Source organism: Bradyrhizobium sp. ISRA430 (genome assembly GCF_029909975.1).
Lineage (GTDB): Bacteria > Pseudomonadota > Alphaproteobacteria > Rhizobiales > Xanthobacteraceae > Bradyrhizobium.
In genome coordinates this window covers 6,230,701-6,248,944 of record NZ_CP094516.1, presented here as the reverse complement: position 1 = coordinate 6,248,944, position 18,244 = coordinate 6,230,701, and the positions used below count along the sequence as shown (strand labels likewise).

General features: G+C 64.9%; 20 protein-coding genes. 8 read left to right on the top strand and 12 right to left on the bottom strand.

Annotation, left to right across the window (positions count from 1 at the left end):
* Positions 1 to 35: 35 nt before the first annotated feature.
* A complete protein-coding gene (locus MTX21_RS29665; protein WP_280968169.1) occupies positions 36 to 1,319 on the top strand; it encodes a glycosyltransferase family 87 protein in 1,284 nt (427 codons plus the stop codon).
* A 1-nt stretch (position 1,320) separates the two neighbouring features.
* Here MTX21_RS29665 and MTX21_RS29660 read toward each other — a convergent pair whose 3' ends face one another.
* The gene (locus MTX21_RS29660) at positions 1,321 to 2,199 is read right to left on the bottom strand and encodes a DMT family transporter (protein ID WP_280968168.1); all 879 of its coding nucleotides are present in this window, start codon (positions 2,197 to 2,199) and stop codon (positions 1,321 to 1,323) included.
* Between the two features lie 182 nt (positions 2,200 to 2,381).
* Between MTX21_RS29660 and MTX21_RS29655 the strand changes: the two genes are divergently transcribed.
* Positions 2,382 to 2,603 carry a dodecin gene (locus tag MTX21_RS29655; protein ID WP_279374866.1) on the top strand — a complete coding sequence of 74 codons (222 nt, stop codon included), beginning with the start codon at positions 2,382 to 2,384 and terminating at the stop codon, positions 2,601 to 2,603.
* Between the two features lie 249 nt (positions 2,604 to 2,852).
* Positions 2,853 to 3,476, top strand: a complete 624-nt coding sequence (locus MTX21_RS29650) for an HAD family phosphatase (protein ID WP_341510258.1) — start codon at positions 2,853 to 2,855, stop codon at positions 3,474 to 3,476.
* Positions 3,477 to 3,488: 12 nt separating this feature from the next.
* On the opposite strand, the gene MTX21_RS29645 is transcribed toward MTX21_RS29650, so the two are convergent.
* The 7 genes from MTX21_RS29645 to MTX21_RS29615 all read right to left on the bottom strand — a co-directional run bounded on the left by MTX21_RS29645 (position 3,489) and on the right by MTX21_RS29615 (position 12,104).
* Positions 3,489 to 4,739 (bottom strand): MFS transporter, encoded by a 1,251-nt coding sequence (locus MTX21_RS29645; protein WP_280968167.1) that lies wholly within the window; start codon positions 4,737 to 4,739, stop codon positions 3,489 to 3,491.
* 64 nt (positions 4,740 to 4,803) lie between these two features.
* Complete coding sequence (locus MTX21_RS29640) at positions 4,804 to 5,772, bottom strand: dipeptide ABC transporter ATP-binding protein (protein ID WP_280968166.1); 969 nt, start codon at positions 5,770 to 5,772, stop codon at positions 4,804 to 4,806.
* Entirely contained in the window at positions 5,769 to 6,749 is a 981-nt protein-coding gene (locus MTX21_RS29635; RefSeq protein ID WP_280968165.1) for an ABC transporter ATP-binding protein, read from the bottom strand. The genes MTX21_RS29640 and MTX21_RS29635 overlap by 4 nt, the downstream gene beginning before the upstream one ends.
* The gene (locus MTX21_RS29630) at positions 6,749 to 7,678 is read right to left on the bottom strand and encodes an ABC transporter permease (protein ID WP_280968164.1); all 930 of its coding nucleotides are present in this window, start codon (positions 7,676 to 7,678) and stop codon (positions 6,749 to 6,751) included. Before MTX21_RS29630 ends, MTX21_RS29635 begins: the two co-directional genes overlap by 1 nt.
* A complete protein-coding gene (locus MTX21_RS29625) occupies positions 7,644 to 8,603 on the bottom strand; it encodes an ABC transporter permease (RefSeq protein ID WP_280968163.1) in 960 nt (319 codons plus the stop codon). Before MTX21_RS29625 ends, MTX21_RS29630 begins: the two co-directional genes overlap by 35 nt.
* Before the next feature lie 31 nt (positions 8,604 to 8,634).
* A complete protein-coding gene (locus tag MTX21_RS29620) occupies positions 8,635 to 10,425 on the bottom strand; it encodes a peptide ABC transporter substrate-binding protein (protein ID WP_280968162.1) in 1,791 nt (596 codons plus the stop codon).
* Positions 10,426 to 10,685: 260 nt separating this feature from the next.
* Positions 10,686 to 12,104, bottom strand: a complete 1,419-nt coding sequence (locus MTX21_RS29615; RefSeq protein ID WP_280968161.1) for a M20 family metallopeptidase — start codon at positions 12,102 to 12,104, stop codon at positions 10,686 to 10,688.
* Positions 12,105 to 12,391: 287 nt separating this feature from the next.
* Between MTX21_RS29615 and MTX21_RS29610 the strand changes: the two genes are divergently transcribed.
* The 3 genes from MTX21_RS29610 (at position 12,392) to MTX21_RS29600 (ending at position 14,753) form a co-directional block, all read left to right on the top strand.
* Positions 12,392 to 13,363, top strand: coding sequence for a S1C family serine protease (locus tag MTX21_RS29610; protein WP_280968160.1), 972 nt, complete (start codon positions 12,392 to 12,394; stop codon positions 13,361 to 13,363).
* Positions 13,364 to 13,393: 30 nt separating this feature from the next.
* Complete coding sequence (locus MTX21_RS29605) at positions 13,394 to 14,464, top strand: phospholipase (RefSeq protein WP_280968159.1); 1,071 nt, start codon at positions 13,394 to 13,396, stop codon at positions 14,462 to 14,464.
* 82 nt (positions 14,465 to 14,546) lie between these two features.
* Positions 14,547 to 14,753 (top strand): hypothetical protein, encoded by a 207-nt coding sequence (locus MTX21_RS29600; RefSeq protein ID WP_280968158.1) that lies wholly within the window; start codon positions 14,547 to 14,549, stop codon positions 14,751 to 14,753.
* Positions 14,754 to 14,846: 93 nt separating this feature from the next.
* On the opposite strand, the gene MTX21_RS29595 is transcribed toward MTX21_RS29600, so the two are convergent.
* The 3 genes from MTX21_RS29595 to MTX21_RS29585 form a co-directional block, all read right to left on the bottom strand.
* The gene (locus MTX21_RS29595; RefSeq protein ID WP_280968157.1) at positions 14,847 to 15,512 is read right to left on the bottom strand and encodes a DsbA family protein; all 666 of its coding nucleotides are present in this window, start codon (positions 15,510 to 15,512) and stop codon (positions 14,847 to 14,849) included.
* Positions 15,513 to 15,620: 108 nt separating this feature from the next.
* Positions 15,621 to 16,064: a PaaI family thioesterase gene (locus tag MTX21_RS29590; RefSeq protein WP_280968156.1), complete on the bottom strand. Its 444-nt coding sequence runs from the start codon at positions 16,062 to 16,064 to the stop codon at positions 15,621 to 15,623.
* Positions 16,065 to 16,067: 3 nt separating this feature from the next.
* Entirely contained in the window at positions 16,068 to 16,496 is a 429-nt protein-coding gene (locus MTX21_RS29585; RefSeq protein ID WP_280968155.1) for an acyl-CoA thioesterase, read from the bottom strand.
* A gap of 110 nt (positions 16,497 to 16,606) precedes the next feature.
* On the opposite strand from MTX21_RS29585, the gene MTX21_RS29580 reads away from it, so the two are divergent.
* Positions 16,607 to 17,155, top strand: coding sequence for a TetR/AcrR family transcriptional regulator (locus tag MTX21_RS29580; protein ID WP_280968154.1), 549 nt, complete (start codon positions 16,607 to 16,609; stop codon positions 17,153 to 17,155).
* A gap of 55 nt (positions 17,156 to 17,210) precedes the next feature.
* Here MTX21_RS29580 and MTX21_RS29575 read toward each other — a convergent pair whose 3' ends face one another.
* Positions 17,211 to 17,693 (bottom strand): hypothetical protein, encoded by a 483-nt coding sequence (locus MTX21_RS29575; RefSeq protein WP_280968153.1) that lies wholly within the window; start codon positions 17,691 to 17,693, stop codon positions 17,211 to 17,213.
* Between the two features lie 191 nt (positions 17,694 to 17,884).
* Here MTX21_RS29575 and MTX21_RS29570 point away from each other — a divergent pair, with 191 nt between their 5' ends.
* The gene (locus MTX21_RS29570) at positions 17,885 to 18,154 is read left to right on the top strand and encodes a PsiF family protein (RefSeq protein WP_280968152.1); all 270 of its coding nucleotides are present in this window, start codon (positions 17,885 to 17,887) and stop codon (positions 18,152 to 18,154) included.
* The last annotated feature ends 90 nt before the right edge of the window (positions 18,155 to 18,244 follow it).

Here is an 18,244-nt window from a genome sequence, read left to right as displayed (position 1 = left end):
GGCTGTTCCGTCCCGTTGCCAGAGATAGCGCGTTCATGCTCACCGAAACGCTTGAGCAAATTCAATTCCTGCCGTCGAAGCGGGAGACGTATGTGCGCGTCATTGTTGCGGGACTGGCGGCGATGGTGGCTTTCAAGGTCTTCCGGTTCTTCGAGGGCGGTCTGTGGGCCGGCAACCAGACAGCCGATTTCTCCGCGTTCCACATCGTCGCGCAGCACGTATGGCGCGGCGATCTCGACCTGACTTACCAGTTCGCGTTGTTTGCGCGGATGCAAGCGGAAGCATCCGGCGGCGCGACCAGCTTCATGCCCTGGACCTATCCGCCGCAATTCGATCTGCTGCTGGCGCCCCTTGGATTCCTGCCCGGCTGGGCCGGCTACTTTGTCTTCACCGCAGCAACGCTTGCAGCCTATCTGATCACGCTTCGCACAGTCGCGGCAAACCATCTGGCGCATGTGCTCGTCATCACGTTCCCGGCAATCGCGATCACCATCGCCTGTGGCCAGAACGGTTTTCTCACCGGCGCGCTGATAGGACTTGTCTGCATCAATGCCGATCGACGCCCGGTCCTCGCCGGTCTCGCGCTCGGTGCGATGGTGATAAAGCCTCACCTGGCCATTGCGGTCGGCGTCTATATGCTCCTGACACGCCGCTGGACCACGATCGCCACTGCCGCGATCGTGGTGATCGCGAGCTCGCTCGTGTGCACGATCGCGTTCGGGCCGCAAATCTGGATCGCATGGCTGGGCGCCATCAAGGAGTCCGCCGGCTATCTGGAGCAAGGGCGGTATCCGCTGTTTCGGATGATCTCGGTCTACGCGTCGCTGCACAAGTCCGGCCTTCCTCCGGTCCTGGCATTCTGGGGACAAACGGCCGTCGCGTGCCTTGCGCTCGCGGCCGTCGCACTCGCCGTCCTTCGCGGGCCGTCTGCCCGCTTCGCGCTCGGCGTCGTCGCGATCGTGTCGGTGATGATCAGCCCTTACGCCTACGACTACGATCTGCCGATCGTGGGGATCGGTCTTGCGTTGCTGCTTCCGGATCTTTCCAGACTGGCCAGTGCGCGTGAACGCAGCGTCTTGTACGGGCTCATCCTGTTCGTCAACTCCTACGGGCTGCTGCAATCGGCGCGGCTGGCTGCGGAGCACGCCACCGCGGAAGAGCTCGAGCACTACTTCACGCCGGCCGTCGCCGGCGTCGTGCTCCTGGCCGTGCTCGCGATGTTGCTGCGTCTCCTGCTTCGCGATGCCAGGACCGCGAACGCAACGCAGCGCGAGGAGCCCGCCGATCTTCTGCCGCGCCCCGCGCGCGTCCTGGAGTGAATCAGGCCCGCTGCAGCGCCAGTGTCACGCCCCCGAGTGTCAGCGCCATCGCCGCCCCTTCGCGCAGGCCGAGCGATTCGCCGAGAATGATTGCGGCGGAGACCACGCCGATTGCGGGAACCATCAGCATGCCGGTCGAGGCAGAGGTCGGCGGCAGGCGCCGCAGGGTCTCGAACCAGGTGACATAGCAGACGCCCATTGGCACCAGCGTCATGTAGATGAAGCAGCCGAGTCCTAGAGGCGTGATCGCGGTGGTATCGGGATGCTCGAAGAGAACACCGAGGATCAGCATCGTGGCGCAGCCGAGCCCGACCTGCCAGGCCACGACGACCAGCGGCGGCATCGGCAGCGGCTTACGGTTGAGCACGTTGCCAAGCGCAAACAGGATGGCGCAGGATAGCGCCAGGGCGATGCCGAGCAGCTTGTCAGCGCTGAATGCCAGGCCGTTGCCGCTGAGCAGCAACGCAACACCCGCAACGCCGAGAACGAGGCCTGCGACGTCGCGGATGGTCGGCCGCGTATGCAGGACCGGCCAAGCGAACAGCATCGCCCAGATCGGCATGGTGTAGGCGAGCAGAGCGCCTTCGCCCACGGTCACATATTTCATGGCGACCGTACCGAGCCCCATCCAGGCAAACACATTGGTGAAGGTCGCAAACAACAGCCGCGGGATCACCTCGCGTGGGACGGCAAGCGTCTCCTTCCGGCTGAGGGCCAGCATGGCGAGGATCGTCGCGGCGCAGATACCTGCGAGCCCGCGGGCGAACAGCGGCGGCCATTGCTGCAGCAAAAGCTTCATCAGCGGCCAGTTCAGCGCCCAGCCGAACGCTGTCACGCAGAGGCAGAGAAAGCCGATCGTCCTGTCGCGCCCCGAATCCATGGAGAACGCGCTTAGCAGGCGAACGCGGCCCGCTCCACCTCGGCTGGTGCATGCGGGCCATCGCGGACGACGGAACCCGCGACCGTTCCGCCCGTTCAGATGAGAGGTGGCGCGGCTTACGAATGAGGGCATTTGTAGATGCTGCCCCTAGCCTGCCGTAGCCGACCAATCGGAGGTTCGCCATGCCCACAGCCGAGAAGGACCACGTCTACAAGATCCTGGAACTCGTCGGATCGTCGGAGACGTCGATCGATGATGCGATCAAGAACGCGATCAGCCGCGCCGCCAAGACCGTTCGCGAGATGAAGTGGTTCGAGGTCGTGCAGACGCGCGGCCACATCGAGAACGGCGCCGTGCGTCACTACCAGGTGACGTTGCGCGTCGGCTTCACGCTGGAGGGATGAGGACGGCAGCACCGCGCTCGAGCTGTGCAGCGCACTGGTGGCCGCCGCCGACCGCGAACTCTACGCGGCCAAGGACGGCGGCCGCGCCCGGCTGGTGATGTCGGGCGAGGTCATGCCCTCGCCGGCCAAGAGCGCGTGACGACCGAGGAATAGCCTTCATATGTTGGCGCCGCCGGATTTGTCGCCCGCGTTCCGACGGGATATGATTCCTGTGCCGCCGGATGCTTCGGCCAGGCTGAGAGCGTTGCTGTGGCTAACAAGATCGAGCTTATCCTCTTCGACATGGACAATGTCCTCTGCGAATATGACAGGGGAAAGCGCATCGCACATCTCGCGGAGATTGCGGGATCCACCAGCGAGTTCGTCTACAAGGCGATCTGGGAGGCAGGATTCGAGTTTCTCGGCGACAGCGGCGCCCTCGATGCAGCGGATTATTTACGTGGTTTTGGCGAACGCATCGGCTACCCCTTGTCGCTGGAGCAGTGGGTGGAGGCGCGGCGCCGTTCGATGAGGGCCGACCTCGCGATGCTGGAGATCGCCGGCGGCTTGCGCGGATCGGTCGACATTGCCGTCCTCACCAACAATACGACGCTGGTTGCCGAACACATCGATACGCTGCTGCCGGAATTGCGGCCGCTGTTCGGCTCCAGGATCTACACCTCGGCCCAGTTCAAGGCGGCCAAGCCCGACCCGCGATGTTACCGCCTCTGCCTCGCGGAGCTCCAGGCGAAACCCGAGACCGTCTTCTTTGTCGACGACCTCCCGGCAAATGTCACAGGCGCACGGCAAGCCGGTCTCGTCGCGCATCACCACACGTCGGTAGAGGCCTTCAAGCAAGCTCTGTCGAGTAACGGCCTGCTTCGGGGACGATGAACGAGCATCGCTTCAGGCGAGATCGACGCCGCCTCGCTCCGGGATCAGTGCGAGCAGCGCCACGATATCGAGGATGTAAAGCAGCGCGAGACCGGCGATCGCCGTCGGGAAGCCATAAGCTGCGCTGACGATGCCGACCACCAGCGGACCGAAGCCGGCGACCGCGCGACCGATATTGAAGAATACGTTTTGCGCGGTGGCGCGCGCCGCGGTCGGATAGAGTTCGCTCATCAGCGCGCCGTAACCACCGAGCATGCCGTTGACGAAGAAGCCCATCACCGCTCCGCCGATCAACAATGCCGTCGCCCCCGTCAATTGCGAATAGACCACCACCATGACGGCCGCGCCCAGCATATAGGTCAGGAACGCCGGGCGGCGACCGAAGCGATCGGCGGCGTGGCCGAACAGGAAGATGCCGAGCGCCATGCCGGCGATGGTGACGGCGGTCCACAGCGCCGATTGCGTGAGGCCATAGCCGAACCGCGTCGAGAGATAGTTCGGCAGCCAGATCATGATGCCGTAGTAACCGAAATTCTGCACCGAGCAGAGGATGATCATCCCGAGGCTGATCCTGGTCGTCTCGCGGTCGGCCACGAGCGCGCGGAGCGCGGAGCCGGCGTCCGCCGTCTTCGCCTTGTGCGCCACGAACACATCAGGCTCATGCAGCTTGCGCCGAATCACATAGGCGACGAGCGCCGGAAACACGCCGATCGCGAACATCCCGCGCCAGCCGATGAGGGGTAGCAGGATCGGCGTCACCAGCGCCGCGGTGAGCACGCCGAATTGCCATCCGAGGCCGACATAGGACGTCGCCCGCGCGCGCTTCGCGGGCGGCCAGGCCTCCGCCACCAGCGCCATGCCGATGCCGAATTCGCCGCCGAGACCGAGCCCGGCGATGGCCCGGTAGGTCAGCAGATCCCAATAGCCCTGCGCCAGCGCGCACAGCCCGGTAAAGACCGCGAACAGGACGATGCTCCAGGTCAGGACGCGGACCCGGCCAAGCCGGTCCGACAGCATGCCGAAGATGAAGCCGCCGACGACAGCTCCGACCAGAGTCCCCGTCACCAGCGAGGCCGCCTGCGGTTGCGTGAGATGAAGATCCCTGGAAATCGCCGTCAGCATGAAGCCGAGGATGAGGAGGTCGAACCCATCCATGGCATAGCCCAGCGCCGATCCCCACAGCGCACGGCGTGCCTCCGTGTCCGCATCCCTCGACGGCTGCGCGTCGATACCGGCAAGACCGACGCCTTCTATCTGGCTCATTGCTCCCCCGCTCCCCGGGCCGATCCGTTTGAATCAAGCCGTATCTCACATGCGCAGCGCGCCTTTAGGCCAGATGACACGCCACGGCGTGTCCACCCGGCCCCTCCTTCAGCTCCGGCGCGCTCTCCGAGCAGCGCGGCTGGGCGATCGGACAGCGGGTGTGGAAGTGACAGCCCTTGGGCGGCTTCATCGGGCTCGGCACGTCGCCCTTCAGGCGAATGCGGTTGCGCTTGAGTTTCGGGTCCGGCACCGGCACGGCGGATAGCAGCGCCTTGGTATAGGGGTGTTGCGGATTGCGGTAGAGGTCGCTCGCTTTCGCGATCTCGACGATGCGGCCGAGATACATCACCGCGACGCGGTCGGAGATGTGCTCGACCACCGAGAGATCGTGCGCGACGAAGAGATAGGTGAGGTTCAACTCGGCCTGGAGGTCCTCCAGGAGGTTGATGACCTGCGCCTGGATCGAGACATCGAGCGCGGAGACCGGCTCGTCACAGACGATCAGCTTCGGCTCGACTGCAAGCGCACGCGCGATCACGATGCGCTGACGCTGGCCGCCGGAGAATTCGTGCGGGTAGCGGCGCATGTGCTCGGCCTTGAGGCCGACCTTCACCAGCAGGCCCGCGACGCGCTCCTCCCGCTCCTTGGCGGAGGACGCGAGATTGTGGATGGTGAAGGCTTCGCCGAGGATGGCACCGACCGTCATGCGTGGATTGAGCGAGGCGAACGGATCCTGGAATACGAGCTGCATGTTCCGCCGCATCGCGCGCAGGTCGTTGCCACCGAGCTTGCGCACGTCCTGACCGTCGAACACGACTTCGCCGTCGGTCGGCTCGATCAGCCGCAGCACGCAGCGCCCCGTGGTGGACTTGCCGCAGCCGGATTCGCCGACCAGCCCAAGCGTCTCGCCGCGATTGACCGAGAACGACACGCCGTCGACCGCATAGACGCTGCCGACCTGGCGCGACAACAGGCCGCCGAGCACGGGGAAGTACTTCTTCAGCCCGGAGACGCGCAGCAAGGGCTCGCTCATGACGCATCTCCCAGATGACAGGCCATGCGGTGGCCGGGCGCGATCTCGCGCAACAGCGGCTCCTTCTTGGTGCAAATATCCATGGCAAAGCGGCAACGCGGGGCAAAACGGCAGCCGACCGGCGGATTGATCAGGATCGGCACCGAGCCGCCGATCGCCTCCAGCCGCGTCTTGTGCTCGCTGGCGAGATCGATACGCGGGATCGAGCGGATCAGGCCTTGGGTATAGGGATGACGCGGATCGCCGAAGAGCTCGTCGACCGGAGCCTCCTCCACAACCTTGCCGGCATACATCACGACTACGCGCTGCGCGGTCTCGGCGACGACGCCCATGGCATGGGTGATCAACATCACCGCCATGCCGAAGCGCTCCTTCATGTCCTGCAGGAGGTCGAGGATCTGCGCCTGAATGGTGACGTCGAGCGCCGTGGTCGGCTCGTCGGCGATGACGAGCTTCGGCTTGCAGGCGAGCGCCATCGCGATCATCACGCGCTGGCGCATGCCGCCGGAGAACTGGTGCGGATAGTGGTGCACGCGCCCCTCCGAGTTCGGGATCTGCACCAGCTTCAGCATCTCGATGGTGCGCTCGAGCGCCTGCTTCTTGGTCACGGCCTCGTGCCGGCGCAGGCTCTCGGCGATCTGCTCACCGATGGTGAGCACCGGATTGAGCGAGGTCATCGGTTCCTGGAAGATGAAGCCGATCTCCTTGGCGCGGATCTCGTCGAGCTGGTTGCTCGTCAGCGGCACGAGATCGCGGCCCTCGAAGATGATCTCGCCGGCCGCGATGCGGCCCGGCGGCATCGCGATCAGCTTCAGGATCGACATCGCGGTCACGGTTTTGCCGCAGCCGGATTCGCCGACGACACAGAGCGTCTCGCCCTTGTTGATGGAGATGTCGACGCCGTCGACGGCCTGCAAGATGCCGTCGTCGGTGGAGAAGTGGGTCTTGAGCCCTTTGATCTCGAGCAGCGGCGCCATCAGATCACCCGTCGCGCATCGAGCGCGTCACGCAAACCGTCGCCGATGAAGTTGATCGCAACCACCGCGATGAAGATCGCGCCGCCCGGAAACAGCGCCCAATGCGGGCCGATGTCGAGGAAGTCCTTGGCGTCATAGAGCAGCCGTCCCCAGGTCGGCGTATCCGGCGGGAAGCCGAGGCCGAGGAAGGACAGCGTCGATTCGGCAATGATAGCGGCGGCGACGTCGATGGTGCCGGCGATGATCACCGGGCCAACCGCATTGGGCAGGATGTGGCGCACCACCTGCCGCACCGGGCTCGCGCCGAGCGCACGCGCGGCCTCGACGAACTCCTTCTCGCGGATCGACAGGAACTGCGCGCGCACGAGGCGGGCGACCGGCATCCAGCGCAAGCCTCCGATCACCAGCACGATCAGGATGAAGATGCCGCCCTCGGGGCCGAACATCGTCTTCAGCCCGTCACGGAAGAGATAGATGAGCAGCAGCAGCAGCGGCAGTTGCGGCAGCGACAGGAAGAGGTCGGTGAGCCACATCAAGGCGTGCCCGAGCGCGCCGCGCGACATGCCGGCGAGCGCCCCGATCAGCGTGCCGACGAACACCGACACCAGCATCGCGGCGAGCCCGACTGCCAGCGAGATGCGGCCGCCATAGATCATGCGCGCCAGAATGTCCTGGCCGAGATCGTCGGTGCCGAAGGGATGGGCGAGAGAGGGCCCCTGCAGGCCGGCCACGATGTCGATGTCGTTGATCTTGACGCGCCAGACGAACGGTCCAACGACGACCGCCAGAACCAGGAGCAGGAGCAGGAAGGCGCTGACCACGGCAAGCCGGTGGCGGCGATAGCGCCGCCACGTCTCGCGCCAGGGCGAATAAGCGGCCCGCGCGGTGGTCCGTTCAGCGGAGGGAGATGCGAGGGTCAAGCCAGCCATACAGGACGTCCGCGATGAGATTGAACAGCACGACGAGGCACGCGAAAACGAAGGTGACGGCCATCACCACCGGCGTGTCGTTGGCCAGAATGGAGGAGATCAGCAGCGAGCCGATGCCGGGGATGCGGAAGATCTGCTCGGTGACGATGGCACCGCCGAACACCGCGGGCATCTGCAGCGCGATCAGCGTGACCACCGGGATCATGGCGTTGCGCATCACGTGCTTGACGATGACCTTGGCCTGGCCGAGGCCCTTGGCCCGCGCCGTGGTGACGTAGTCGAGCCTGATCACGTCCAGCATGGCCGAGCGTACGAAACGCGTCATCGACGCTGCCTGGAACAGACCGAGCACCGCCACCGGCATGATCGCCTGCCGGATCATCTCGAGCACCCAGCGGATGCCGGTCGCCTTGATGTCGGTGGAATAGACGAAGGGCAGCCAGTCCAGCGTGACCGAGAAGATCAGGATGAACAGGATGCCGGTGAAGAAGGTCGGCAGCGAGAAGCCGACGAAGGCGAGTGTGTTCGCGATCTGGTCGAACAGCGAATAGGGCTTCGTCGCGGCATAGACGCCGACCGGAATCGCGATCAGCAGCGCCAGGATCTGCGCCGAGCCGATCACGTAGAGCGTGGCCGGCAGGCGCTGCAGGATGAGCGTGTCGACGTCCATCCGACTGACGAAGGAAAATCCCCAGTCGCCATGCGCCATAGCCGAGAGCCAGTGCAGGTAGCGAAGGTAGATCGGATCATCCATGCCGAACTTCGCCCGAAGAGCGGCAGCGACCTCGGGCGGCACGTTCGGATTGGTCGTCAGTTCCGAGAACGGGTCGCCCGGCGCCATCGCCAGCACGATGAACAGCACCAGCGAGATGCCGAGCAGGCTCGGAATGGCAATCAGCAGACGACGCAGGACATACTGACTCATAGGGTAGAAAGCCCCTTCTCAGCCCGCGCGATCATGCCTCCCGGTACCAGTCGAACAGATTGTCGGTTTCGTTGGCCCAGCCGCTGATGATGCACTGCAGGTTGTTGGCGGCAGCTTCGACCTTGAGGCGATGCTGGACCGGGATGAACACCACGTCCTGGATCAGGAGATCGTTGGCCTTGATGTAGAGCGCCGCACGCTTGACGGGATCCATCTCGCCTTCGGCGGCCTCGATCGTCGCGTCGTATTCCTTGTTGACCCAGCGCGGGAAATTCCGCCCCTGCCACTTGTTCTCCTTGGTCGCCACTTCGCTCGAAATATAGCGACGCATGTGCTGGGCAGGATCGGGCTGGCTCATCGGAATCTGGAACATCTCCATATCCGCATAGAACTTCGGGTAGGTGTCGGGATTGCCGACGTCGGAGGAGAAGAATACCGTGGCTACGACCGATTTCAGCTCGACATCGATTCCCGCCTTCTGGCAGGCCTGCTTGACGATGGCCTGGGTCTTCTGGCGCGGGCCGTTGATGGAGGTCTGATACAGCAGCTTAAGCTTCTTACCGTCCTTCTCGCGGATGCCGTCCGCGCCGGGCTTCCAGCCGGCATCATCCAGGATCTTCGACGCCTTCTCGATGCTGAACTCCCACGTGGTGTTCTTGGAGACGAACTTTTCCGGGCCATTGAGGAAGTTCGCGGTGGTGCGGCCTGCGCGTCCGTAGATGGCCTTCTTGACGGACTCACGATCGACCAGCAGCGACAACGCCTTGCGCACGGCGGGATCGGAAAACAGCGGATGCTTCGTCTTCATCGAGGAGCGTTCGCCGTCGACCTCGGTGTTCGGATCGGTGAAGTTCAGCGCGACGAATTCGGTGTCACCGCCCACGGCGTAGACGGCCTTGCCCTTGCCGCCTTTCTCGAGCCGCAGCAGGACATCGTCTTCCACCTGAATGTTGTAGCCGAAATCGTATTCGCCGGTCTGGATCACCGCGCGCGCCGCCGAGACGGCATCACCGCCGCCTTTCATTTCAAGCGTATCGAAATAAGGACGGTTCGGCATGTGGTAGTCGGGGTTGAGCACGCCGCGCACGAGATCGCCCGGCTTGAACTCGACGAACTTGTAGGGGCCGGTGCCGACCGGCGAGAGATTGTTCGGCGCCTCGCGGGACTTGGCGCCCTTGTAATCGGCGAACAGATGCTTGGGGATGATGGCGTTCGGAGCCCCGACGAAGGCGTCGGCCCAGAACGGCGTCGGCTTGTTGAAGACGATGCGGACCGTGAGGTCGTCAATCTTTTCGACCACGATGTCGCGGAAGGTCCCGATGGTGAGCGCGGAGGTCGCGGGATCACTGGCGTATTCCCAGTTGAACACGACGTCGTCGGCCGTGAACGGCTTGCCGTCGTGCCATTTCACGCCGGGCTTGAGTTTCCAGGTCACCGACTTGCCGTCGGCGGCCAGCCCGCCGTTCTGGATCGAAGGGATCTCCGCGGCCAGCACCAGCTTCATGTTGCCGTCCGGATCCCAACAGGCGAGCGGCTCATAGAACAGGCGCGAGCCGTCCTGATCCTTGGTGCCGGTGGCGAAATGCGGGTTGAGCAAAGTCGGGCCCTGCCACCACAGCAGCTTCAGCGCACCGCCGCCGCCGCGCTTGGTCGGCTTGTAGGTCGAGGCGCCTTCCGCCATGGCGACGCCGCCAAGCGCGAGGATCTGGTTGGCGACGGGTGCGGTGAGGCCGATGGCGGCCATGCGCTGGATGAAGGCGCGGCGATCCATCTTGCCGCCCGCCACCTTGTCGATCATCGAACGCAGTTCTTTATCCAGCATGGTTGTCCCCCGTCTGGTTCCCTTACGGATGCAGGCGGCCGAGATGCGGCCGCCGGGTTTGGCTGGCGGTAGATGGCACACCGAATAGGGCGCGCGTCAACTGGGACCGTGTGTGTGCAAACGGTCTTCTGACTTTCCGTTGGGCAAAACTGCGTTCCGCAGCCCAAGCGCTCGGCAATCCGGCGTCAAAACGCGCCAAAAGCCGCGCTGCACTGCGGAAAATTTGTTCGCCGGATCAGACGAAGTATCGAGACGAAATTCTACGCCACGGACATATCGAGCGGCGGCGCGACGTGATCCGGCAGTGGGCAGACGTAAGGTGTCTTGGCCGTCCGCTTCATCAGATCCGCCTTGGCGGCCTTGATCAGCTCCGGTTCCGTGAGCGCCCTGACGCCGAGCCCGGCCATGGCCTTGGCCGCCTGCACCATGGCTTTGTGGGCATGCGCGCTCTTGCCCTGCGCCACGACCTGCCAGGTGTGGAACGGCGTGCCGATAGCAACCGTCGGTGCGTGCACCTGCACCGTCGGCACGACCCAGCTCACGTCGCCGACGTCGGTCGAGCCGACCAGCGGGTTGCGCTTGGCATCGAGCGGCACCAGGAAATCGGCGAGCGGACGATCGGTCGGCTCCATGCCGATCGCGTAATAGACCGACGCAATATCTTTCTCACTCAGCGTCGCGCGGATCTGGCTGGCAAAGCCCTTGTCCGCATCGTCGAAATGCGGCGGTCCGAGCTCTTCCATGACCCGGTGCAGTGCTTGCTCCAGCGGCGCGTTCGGAAGGATGTTCGAGACCGCGGAGATGATCTTCATCTCGACCTTGGTTTCGGTCATCAGCGCCGCGCCCTGCGCGATCTTGCTGACGCGCTCGACCAGCTCGGTCATGCCGGGCAGATCGCGGGCGCGAATCGAATAGCGCACCCGCGCATGGGCCTGCACGACGTTGGGCGCGATGCCACCGGTATCGAGCAGCGCGTAATGCACGCGCGCATCGCTCGGCATGTGCTCGCGCATGTAGTTCACGCCGACATTCATCAGCTCCACCGCATCGAGCGCGGAGCGGCCGAGATGCGGCGAGGCCGCCGCATGCGAAGTGCGGCCGGTGAAGATGAAGTCGGCGCGCGTGTTGGCAAGCGACGGCGTCACCGCCACTTCCCAGAAGCTGTGCGGGTGCCAGGTGATGGCGATGTCGGCGTCCGCGAAGGCGCCCGAGCGCACCATGAAGGCCTTGGCCGCGCCGCCCTCTTCCGCCGGGCAGCCGTAATAGCGCACGCGGCCCGGCACTCTGTTCTCGGCGAGCCAGTCCTTCACCGCGGTCGCGGCAAGCAGCGCCGCAGAGCCAAGCAGGTTGTGACCGCAGCCATGGCCATGTCCGCCAGTCTCGATCGGGCGGTGCTCGGCGACACCCGCCTCCTGGCTGAGGCCCGGCAGCGCGTCATACTCCCCCATGAAGGCGATGACCGGACCGCCCTCACCCCATTCGCCCATCAGCGCGGTCGGGATGCCGGCGACGTTCTCGGTGATACGGAAACCCTGATGACGGAGCTCGGCGAGATGTTCGGCGGCGGACCGCGCTTCGGTGTAGCACACCTCGGGCGTGCCCCAGACCTTGTCGCTCAGGTCGATGAAACGCGCCTTGATGGTGTCGACGCCACGCCAGATGTCACTGCGGTTATCCATGCTTCGGTCCGTGATCTAGGTCAAAACGAAGCGGCAATGGTTAGCAGCTTCGTCTGCGAACGACCAGCCGCTGGCCGGACACCAGCCATGCGGCCGGTGCCGGTATGACGGCATGTCTGTCAAATCTTGTGCAGACAGTTCCTGTGCCCTTTCGAAGAATTCACGCAGCGTCCCGAATTGTTGGCGGTCAAGTCTTTCAAGACGGCCGCCCCCGGCCTAAATTACCAATGCTTCGCGCGTCCGCTTGTCGCGACGAAGGGGCCGCGTTCGCTGATCAGGAGAACTCCATGCCCGCTCTGACCGAATGGCGCGTGCCGCCGGCCAACCAGCCGCGCGCGAGCGACTACGGTTTCGACCTCGACCGCGCGCTCGCCTCCATCGTCGGGCTGCACGCCATCATCCCACCGGACGCCTTCAGCGCAGAGACGCTGGGCACCGAGCGCGCCGGCAACGGCGTCGTGATCGACGACGGGCTGGTGCTCACCATCGGTTATCTCATCACCGAGGCGGAATCGGTCTGGCTGCATCTCGCCGACGGCCGCGTGGTGGAAGGACATGCGCTGGGCTTCGATTCCGTCACCGGCTTCGGCCTGGTGCAGGCGCTCGGCCGGCTCGACATCGAGCCGCTGCCGCTCGGCGCATCGGCCGCGACCCGGACCGGCGATCGCGTCGTTGTCGGCGGCGCCGGCGGGCGCACGCGATCGGTCGCGAGCCAGATCGTGGCCAAGCAGGAATTCGCCGGTTACTGGGAATATCTGCTCGACGAAGCCGTCTTCACCTACCCTGCCCACCCGAATTGGGGCGGCACGGGCTTGCTCAATGAGCGCGGTGAATTGATCGGGATCGGCTCGCTCCAGCTCGAGCGCGAGCGCGACGGCAAGGCCGAGCACGTCAACATGATCGTGCCGATCGATCTGTTGAAGCCGATCCTCGACGACCTGCGCAAATTCGGCCGCGTCAACAAGCCGGCACGGCCCTGGCTCGGGCTCTACTCGACCGAGATCGACAACCGCGTGGTCGTGATCGGGATCTCCTCCGACGGCCCGGCCGCGCGCGCCGAGCTCAAGACCGGCGACGTCATTCTCGCGGTCGACGGCGACAAGGTGACGAGCCAGACCGACTTCTATCGCAAGATGTGGGCGCTCGGCGACGCCGGCGTCGACGTCCCCCTGACGGTGCACCACGAAGGCGTCACCTTCGACGTCACGGTGACGTCGACCGACCGCTTCAAGCTGTTGAAGGCGCCGAAGCTGCACTGAGCAGGACTGACATCAGGCAAGGACGAGGCAATGACCGAGGCCGTGGTGGACGACATCGTCGCCGTGCTGCCACCGCTGCTCAATGCGCTGGAAGGGCTGGGTTTCGTCGGCCGGCACCTGCATCCGCCAGCCTTCGGTTCGGTGATGAACGCGATCGGTGCGCCGGACGAGGCGTTGCGGGCAGCGCGCGCCGGCATCGGTGAGTGGCCGGAGCAGTTCGCTGCACTTCACAGCCTGGTGGAGCGCGCCTGCGACGAGACGCTCGCCGCCTTCGCCGGCTTGCGCGAGGTCGAGCGCGGCAATGGCGATCTGGTCGCCGTGTTCCGCGCGCTGCGCCACGTGCCCCGCGCGCAGGAGGCGCTTTATCCGCTCGCGGCAAAGTTTCCGCCGGTGAGCAGTTTCTTCCTTGGCGCCGCGACACGCGAGGCTGAAAGCCTGCTGACGCGGCTTGCCGCCGACGCGAGCGAGCACACCGGCATCTTCCACGATCACAACGAGCCGGGCAGCCGTGGCGGCTTCTCCGTTTACGTACCCGAATATTACAGGCACGATCGCGCCATGCCTCTGGTGATGGCGCTGCATGGCGGCAGCGGCAACGGTCGCGGCTTCCTGTGGAGCTGGCTGCGCGATGCACGCAGCTTTGGCGCGATACTGGTTGCGCCGACCGCGACCGGCCCGACCTGGGCGCTGATGGGCGACGACACCGACACGCCGAATCTCATGCGCATCCTCGAAACCGTACGCAGCCGCTGGACCATCGATGCCACACGCCTGTTGCTGACCGGCATGAGCGACGGCGGCACCTTCTGCTACGTCACCGGGCTCGACGGCGCTTCGCCCTTCACGCATCTTGCGCCGGTCTCGGCGACCTTCCATCCGCTGATGGCGGAGATGGCCGATGCCGCGCGCATGCAGGGCCTGCCGCTCTTCATCACCCACGGCAAGCTCGACTGGATGTTTCCGGTGCAGACGGCACGGCAGACGCAAGCGGCGCTGTCGGCGGCCGGGGCCGACGTGACCTATCGCGAGATCGACGATCTCAGCCACTGCTATCCGCGCGAGATCAATGCGGAGCTGCTGCAATGGCTGAATGGGGGATGAACAATCCGTCCTTGCCTGCGCCGCAGTGCCGCGGAACCATCATTCCGGGCCGACGTTATCGACGGTCACCGGAGGTTCACCAATGCAGACTTTTTTCGGAATGATCCTGGGCGCGCTGCTTTTGGTTTGCGGCGTCTACATCTATGACTCCATGCAGACGTCGTCGGTCGCCAGCGGCGAGGTCGCGGCCGCCAACCGCACGCTCGTGAACTGGGACGTCGCCAAGGCCGACTGGGACGCGCTGCGTGATCGCGCGCACAAGGACTGGGTCCGCATCTCGTCGAAGTAACATCGCTCGAACACGAACGAGGCGCCGTCGCGATCCGCGGCGGCGCCTTTGTGTTGGCCGCTGTTGGTGCGGCACGCGGATCAGTTCATCTTGTCAGTTCATCTTGGCCTTGCGGGCGTCGGCGATGACCTGCTCGAACTCCGCCATCGTCAGCACGCCGGGCACGCGGTATTTGCCGACGATGAAGGACGGCGTGCCGCGGAAACCGAAGGCCTCGGCCTGATCGTTGTTGCGCTTGAGGACGGCGTCGATGTCCTTGGCGCGCGCGGTGAGGTCGCGCTTCAGGCGGTCCATGTCGACGCCGGCGCCAGCCAGCAGCTCATTGATGCGCGGCTCGGTCAGGCGCGAGCTGACGCCCATCATGGCGTCATGGGCCTGATGATACTTGTCCTGGAATTTCGCGGCGAGCGCGATTCGCGCCGCCGTGACCGAGACCGGACCGAGGACCGGCCAGTCCTTCAGCACCAGCCTCACCTTGCCGTCGTCCTGAACGACCTGGCGCAGCTCGGGCTCGAGCTTGCGGCAATAGGGACAATTGTAGTCCGACCATTCGACGATGGTGATGTCGCCCTGGGGATTGCCGGCAACGGGAACGTCCGGGTCGCGCAGCACCTTGGCTTCGGTCAGCACTTCGCCATCGTCGACCGCCGCCGCGCGCGCCGTGGCGATGCCCCCCGCCACGAGGGCGCCGGCCCCAATCAACGTCAATGCCGTGCGCCGCGTCGGCACAAGGCCGCTGTTAGTCCTGGATTTGGTCATATCTCGTCCCGTTTCGGCCCCATCGCCGCAGATACGGCGCGCGACCGGGAATTGTTACGCGACATATAGAGTGTCGCGCCGGCATTGTCATCGCACCGGCAGCGAGGGCTACGCGCGGGGCAACATCGCCATCAGCGTGCCGGTCATGGCGGCGATCAAGGTGGTCTTGCCGTCATGCTCGGCAAAGGCCTTGGCTTCGCAGAATGTCAGCGTGCGGCCCGGCTTGACGACCTCGGCCTTGAAGGTGAAGCGCTCGCCCCGGGCGGGCGCGAGCAACGTTGTCTTGAACTCGACGGTGAGAATGTCGGCCTCCCACTGCATCAAGGTGAAGGCGGCAACCCCGCAGGCGTTGTCCAGCCCTGCCGTGATGATGCCGGCGTGAACGAAACCGTTCTGCTGCGTGAAGGCGGACGAATGCGGCATCGCCAGCTCGACCCTGCCCGGCGCGAGATGGACGAGCGAGATACCGAGCGCACGCATCGCCGGCTGTCCGGCGAACAGCGCAGTGGCGGCCGCGTGGTAGTCCGGGTTTTTCGGCTCGAACGCGATCATCGCCTAGGCCTCGGCCGGCTGGGCGAGATGCGTCATGGCGATTTCGCGGATTGCATCCGCGAACGGCGCGGACCTACGCGCCGTTCTGTCCATATGCACGCCCGTGATCTCGCAGATCGCGGCGATCTCACCGGTTTCGGCATTCGTCATCTCATGCCGGAAGCGGATCGATTTGTCTCGGATCTCGAGGAGGACGCTGCGGATCTCGATGATGTCACCTGCGAGCAGCTCGCGCTTGTAGGTGATGTTCTGCTGTACCGCCGCCATGCCGCGGCCGGAGCTGCGCAGGTAACTCGGCGTCAGCCCGAGCCGCGCGAACAGATTCCAGTTGGCCTCGTCGAATTTGCCGACATACCACATGATGTTCATGTGGCCGACATGATCGCATTGCCACGGATAGACCGTGCCGCGATAGGTCGCCTCCTGCTCCATCGCAATTCCCGCCCTTTTGTGTCTGCCTTTTGATTTTGATACGGTAGCGTATCAGCCTGGGGACGCGCTAGCAATACGGCACCGTATCAAGAACCGGTGAGGCTTCCTTCATGAGCGACGACAGAGGCGACGTCTGGGTCGAGGCAGGATTTACCGAGCTCGCCCGCTCGGGCGTTGAGGGGGTCCGGGTCGAGGTCCTCGCCAAGAACCTCGGCGTGACCAAGGGCGGGTTCTATCGCCGCTTCGCCGACCGCGCCGCGCTGCTCGATGCCATGCTGGAGCGCTGGCGCGAAGGACGCGCCGCGGCGATCGCGCAGCAGACGAGCCTCCACGGACAAGCGCCCCGCGAACGGCTGAAATCGCTGATCCAGCTCTATTCCGAGCGGCTGAACCCCGAAGGCATGGCGATCGAGCTCGCGATCAGGCAATGGGCCCGCGCGGACGAGAATGCGGCGGCGGCGGTCGCGAGCGTCGATGCCGCACGACTCAAGCACGTCGCCGAGCTCTATCATGCAACCGGGCTTGCGACTGAGGAGGCCGACGCGCAGGCCTTCCTGTTCTACTGCTTCATCTTCGGCCAGAGCCTCTTGTTCGTCGAGCGCAGCCCGCGCAAGCGCTCGCAGCTCGTGGCGAAGTCGGCCGAGAAGCTGCTGGACTAGATGCCTTAAGCGAAATGGCCGGAGCTCTGCTCCGGCCATCGCATCACATCGAGCCTCAGCCGGCGCCCTTCAGGCGCTTGTTGCATTCCGAGTAGTAGCCGCCGCCCTTCTCGATCCACTTCATGCCGCCATTGGCGTTGGTCGCCTTGTTGGCATTGTACTGGTCGACGCAGGTGTGCAGGCGGGCCTTGCCGGCCGTCTCCTTGGCATATTTCGGATCGACCGCGTTCGGGAACATCGCAGGTCCCGCCGGCAGCGCCGGAGCGGCGGCGGGAGCCGCCTCCTTCTTCGCCTGCTTCGGCTCGGCGGGAGCCGCAGGTGCAGCCGCAGTTGGCGCAGCAGCGGGGGTGGCGTCCGCGCCGCACTGGGCCTTGCGGAAGTCATTCCACTTCATGGTGCCTAGCGTACCGTCCTTCTTGGCGGCCTGGTATTTCGCGCTGCACTCCTGCGTGGTCAGCGCCTGCGCCGGCGCGCTCGCCACCAGCGCGGCGAATCCCGCCACCGCTGCGCCACACAACAATTTGGCTTGAATGGTCATCCTTGGTCTCCTTCTTGGTCTTCCCTCAAGGGAAGTGAAATGAGGATTGCTATCCTAGAGTGTCGGCGGCTTCCGACAAGGAAGCGATGCCAAAATATAGTGATCCCCTCGCGCGGCTTATTCATGCTGCGTTCAGCATGGCGAGCCGACGTTCGCGTCCCTCGCTAACTTGCAACCAAGAGTGCAACGCCATGAACCTCGCCTCGCGCCTCGCCGCCGTCGCCCTTGCCTCCCTGCTCGCCACCGGCACCGCCTTCGCGCAGACCGCCGCGCCGGCTGCCAAGACCGATACCGCGGCTACCACTGACAAGAAGGCGCCGAAGGAGCGCTCGGCCGAATCGCTCGAATGCTCCAAGCAGGCGGATGCCAAGGGCCTCAAGGGCAAGGAGCGCAAGAAATTCCGCCGAGAGTGCATGAAGGAAGCGAAGGCCGGCACCGCCGCCCCCGCGGACAAAAAGTAAATCGCCCCAATCCCCAACGTCGCATTTCGGCGAAAGGCGTGCGCATTGCGGCATGACTTGGCCGCAATTGTGCGCCTCCCGCCGATTTGC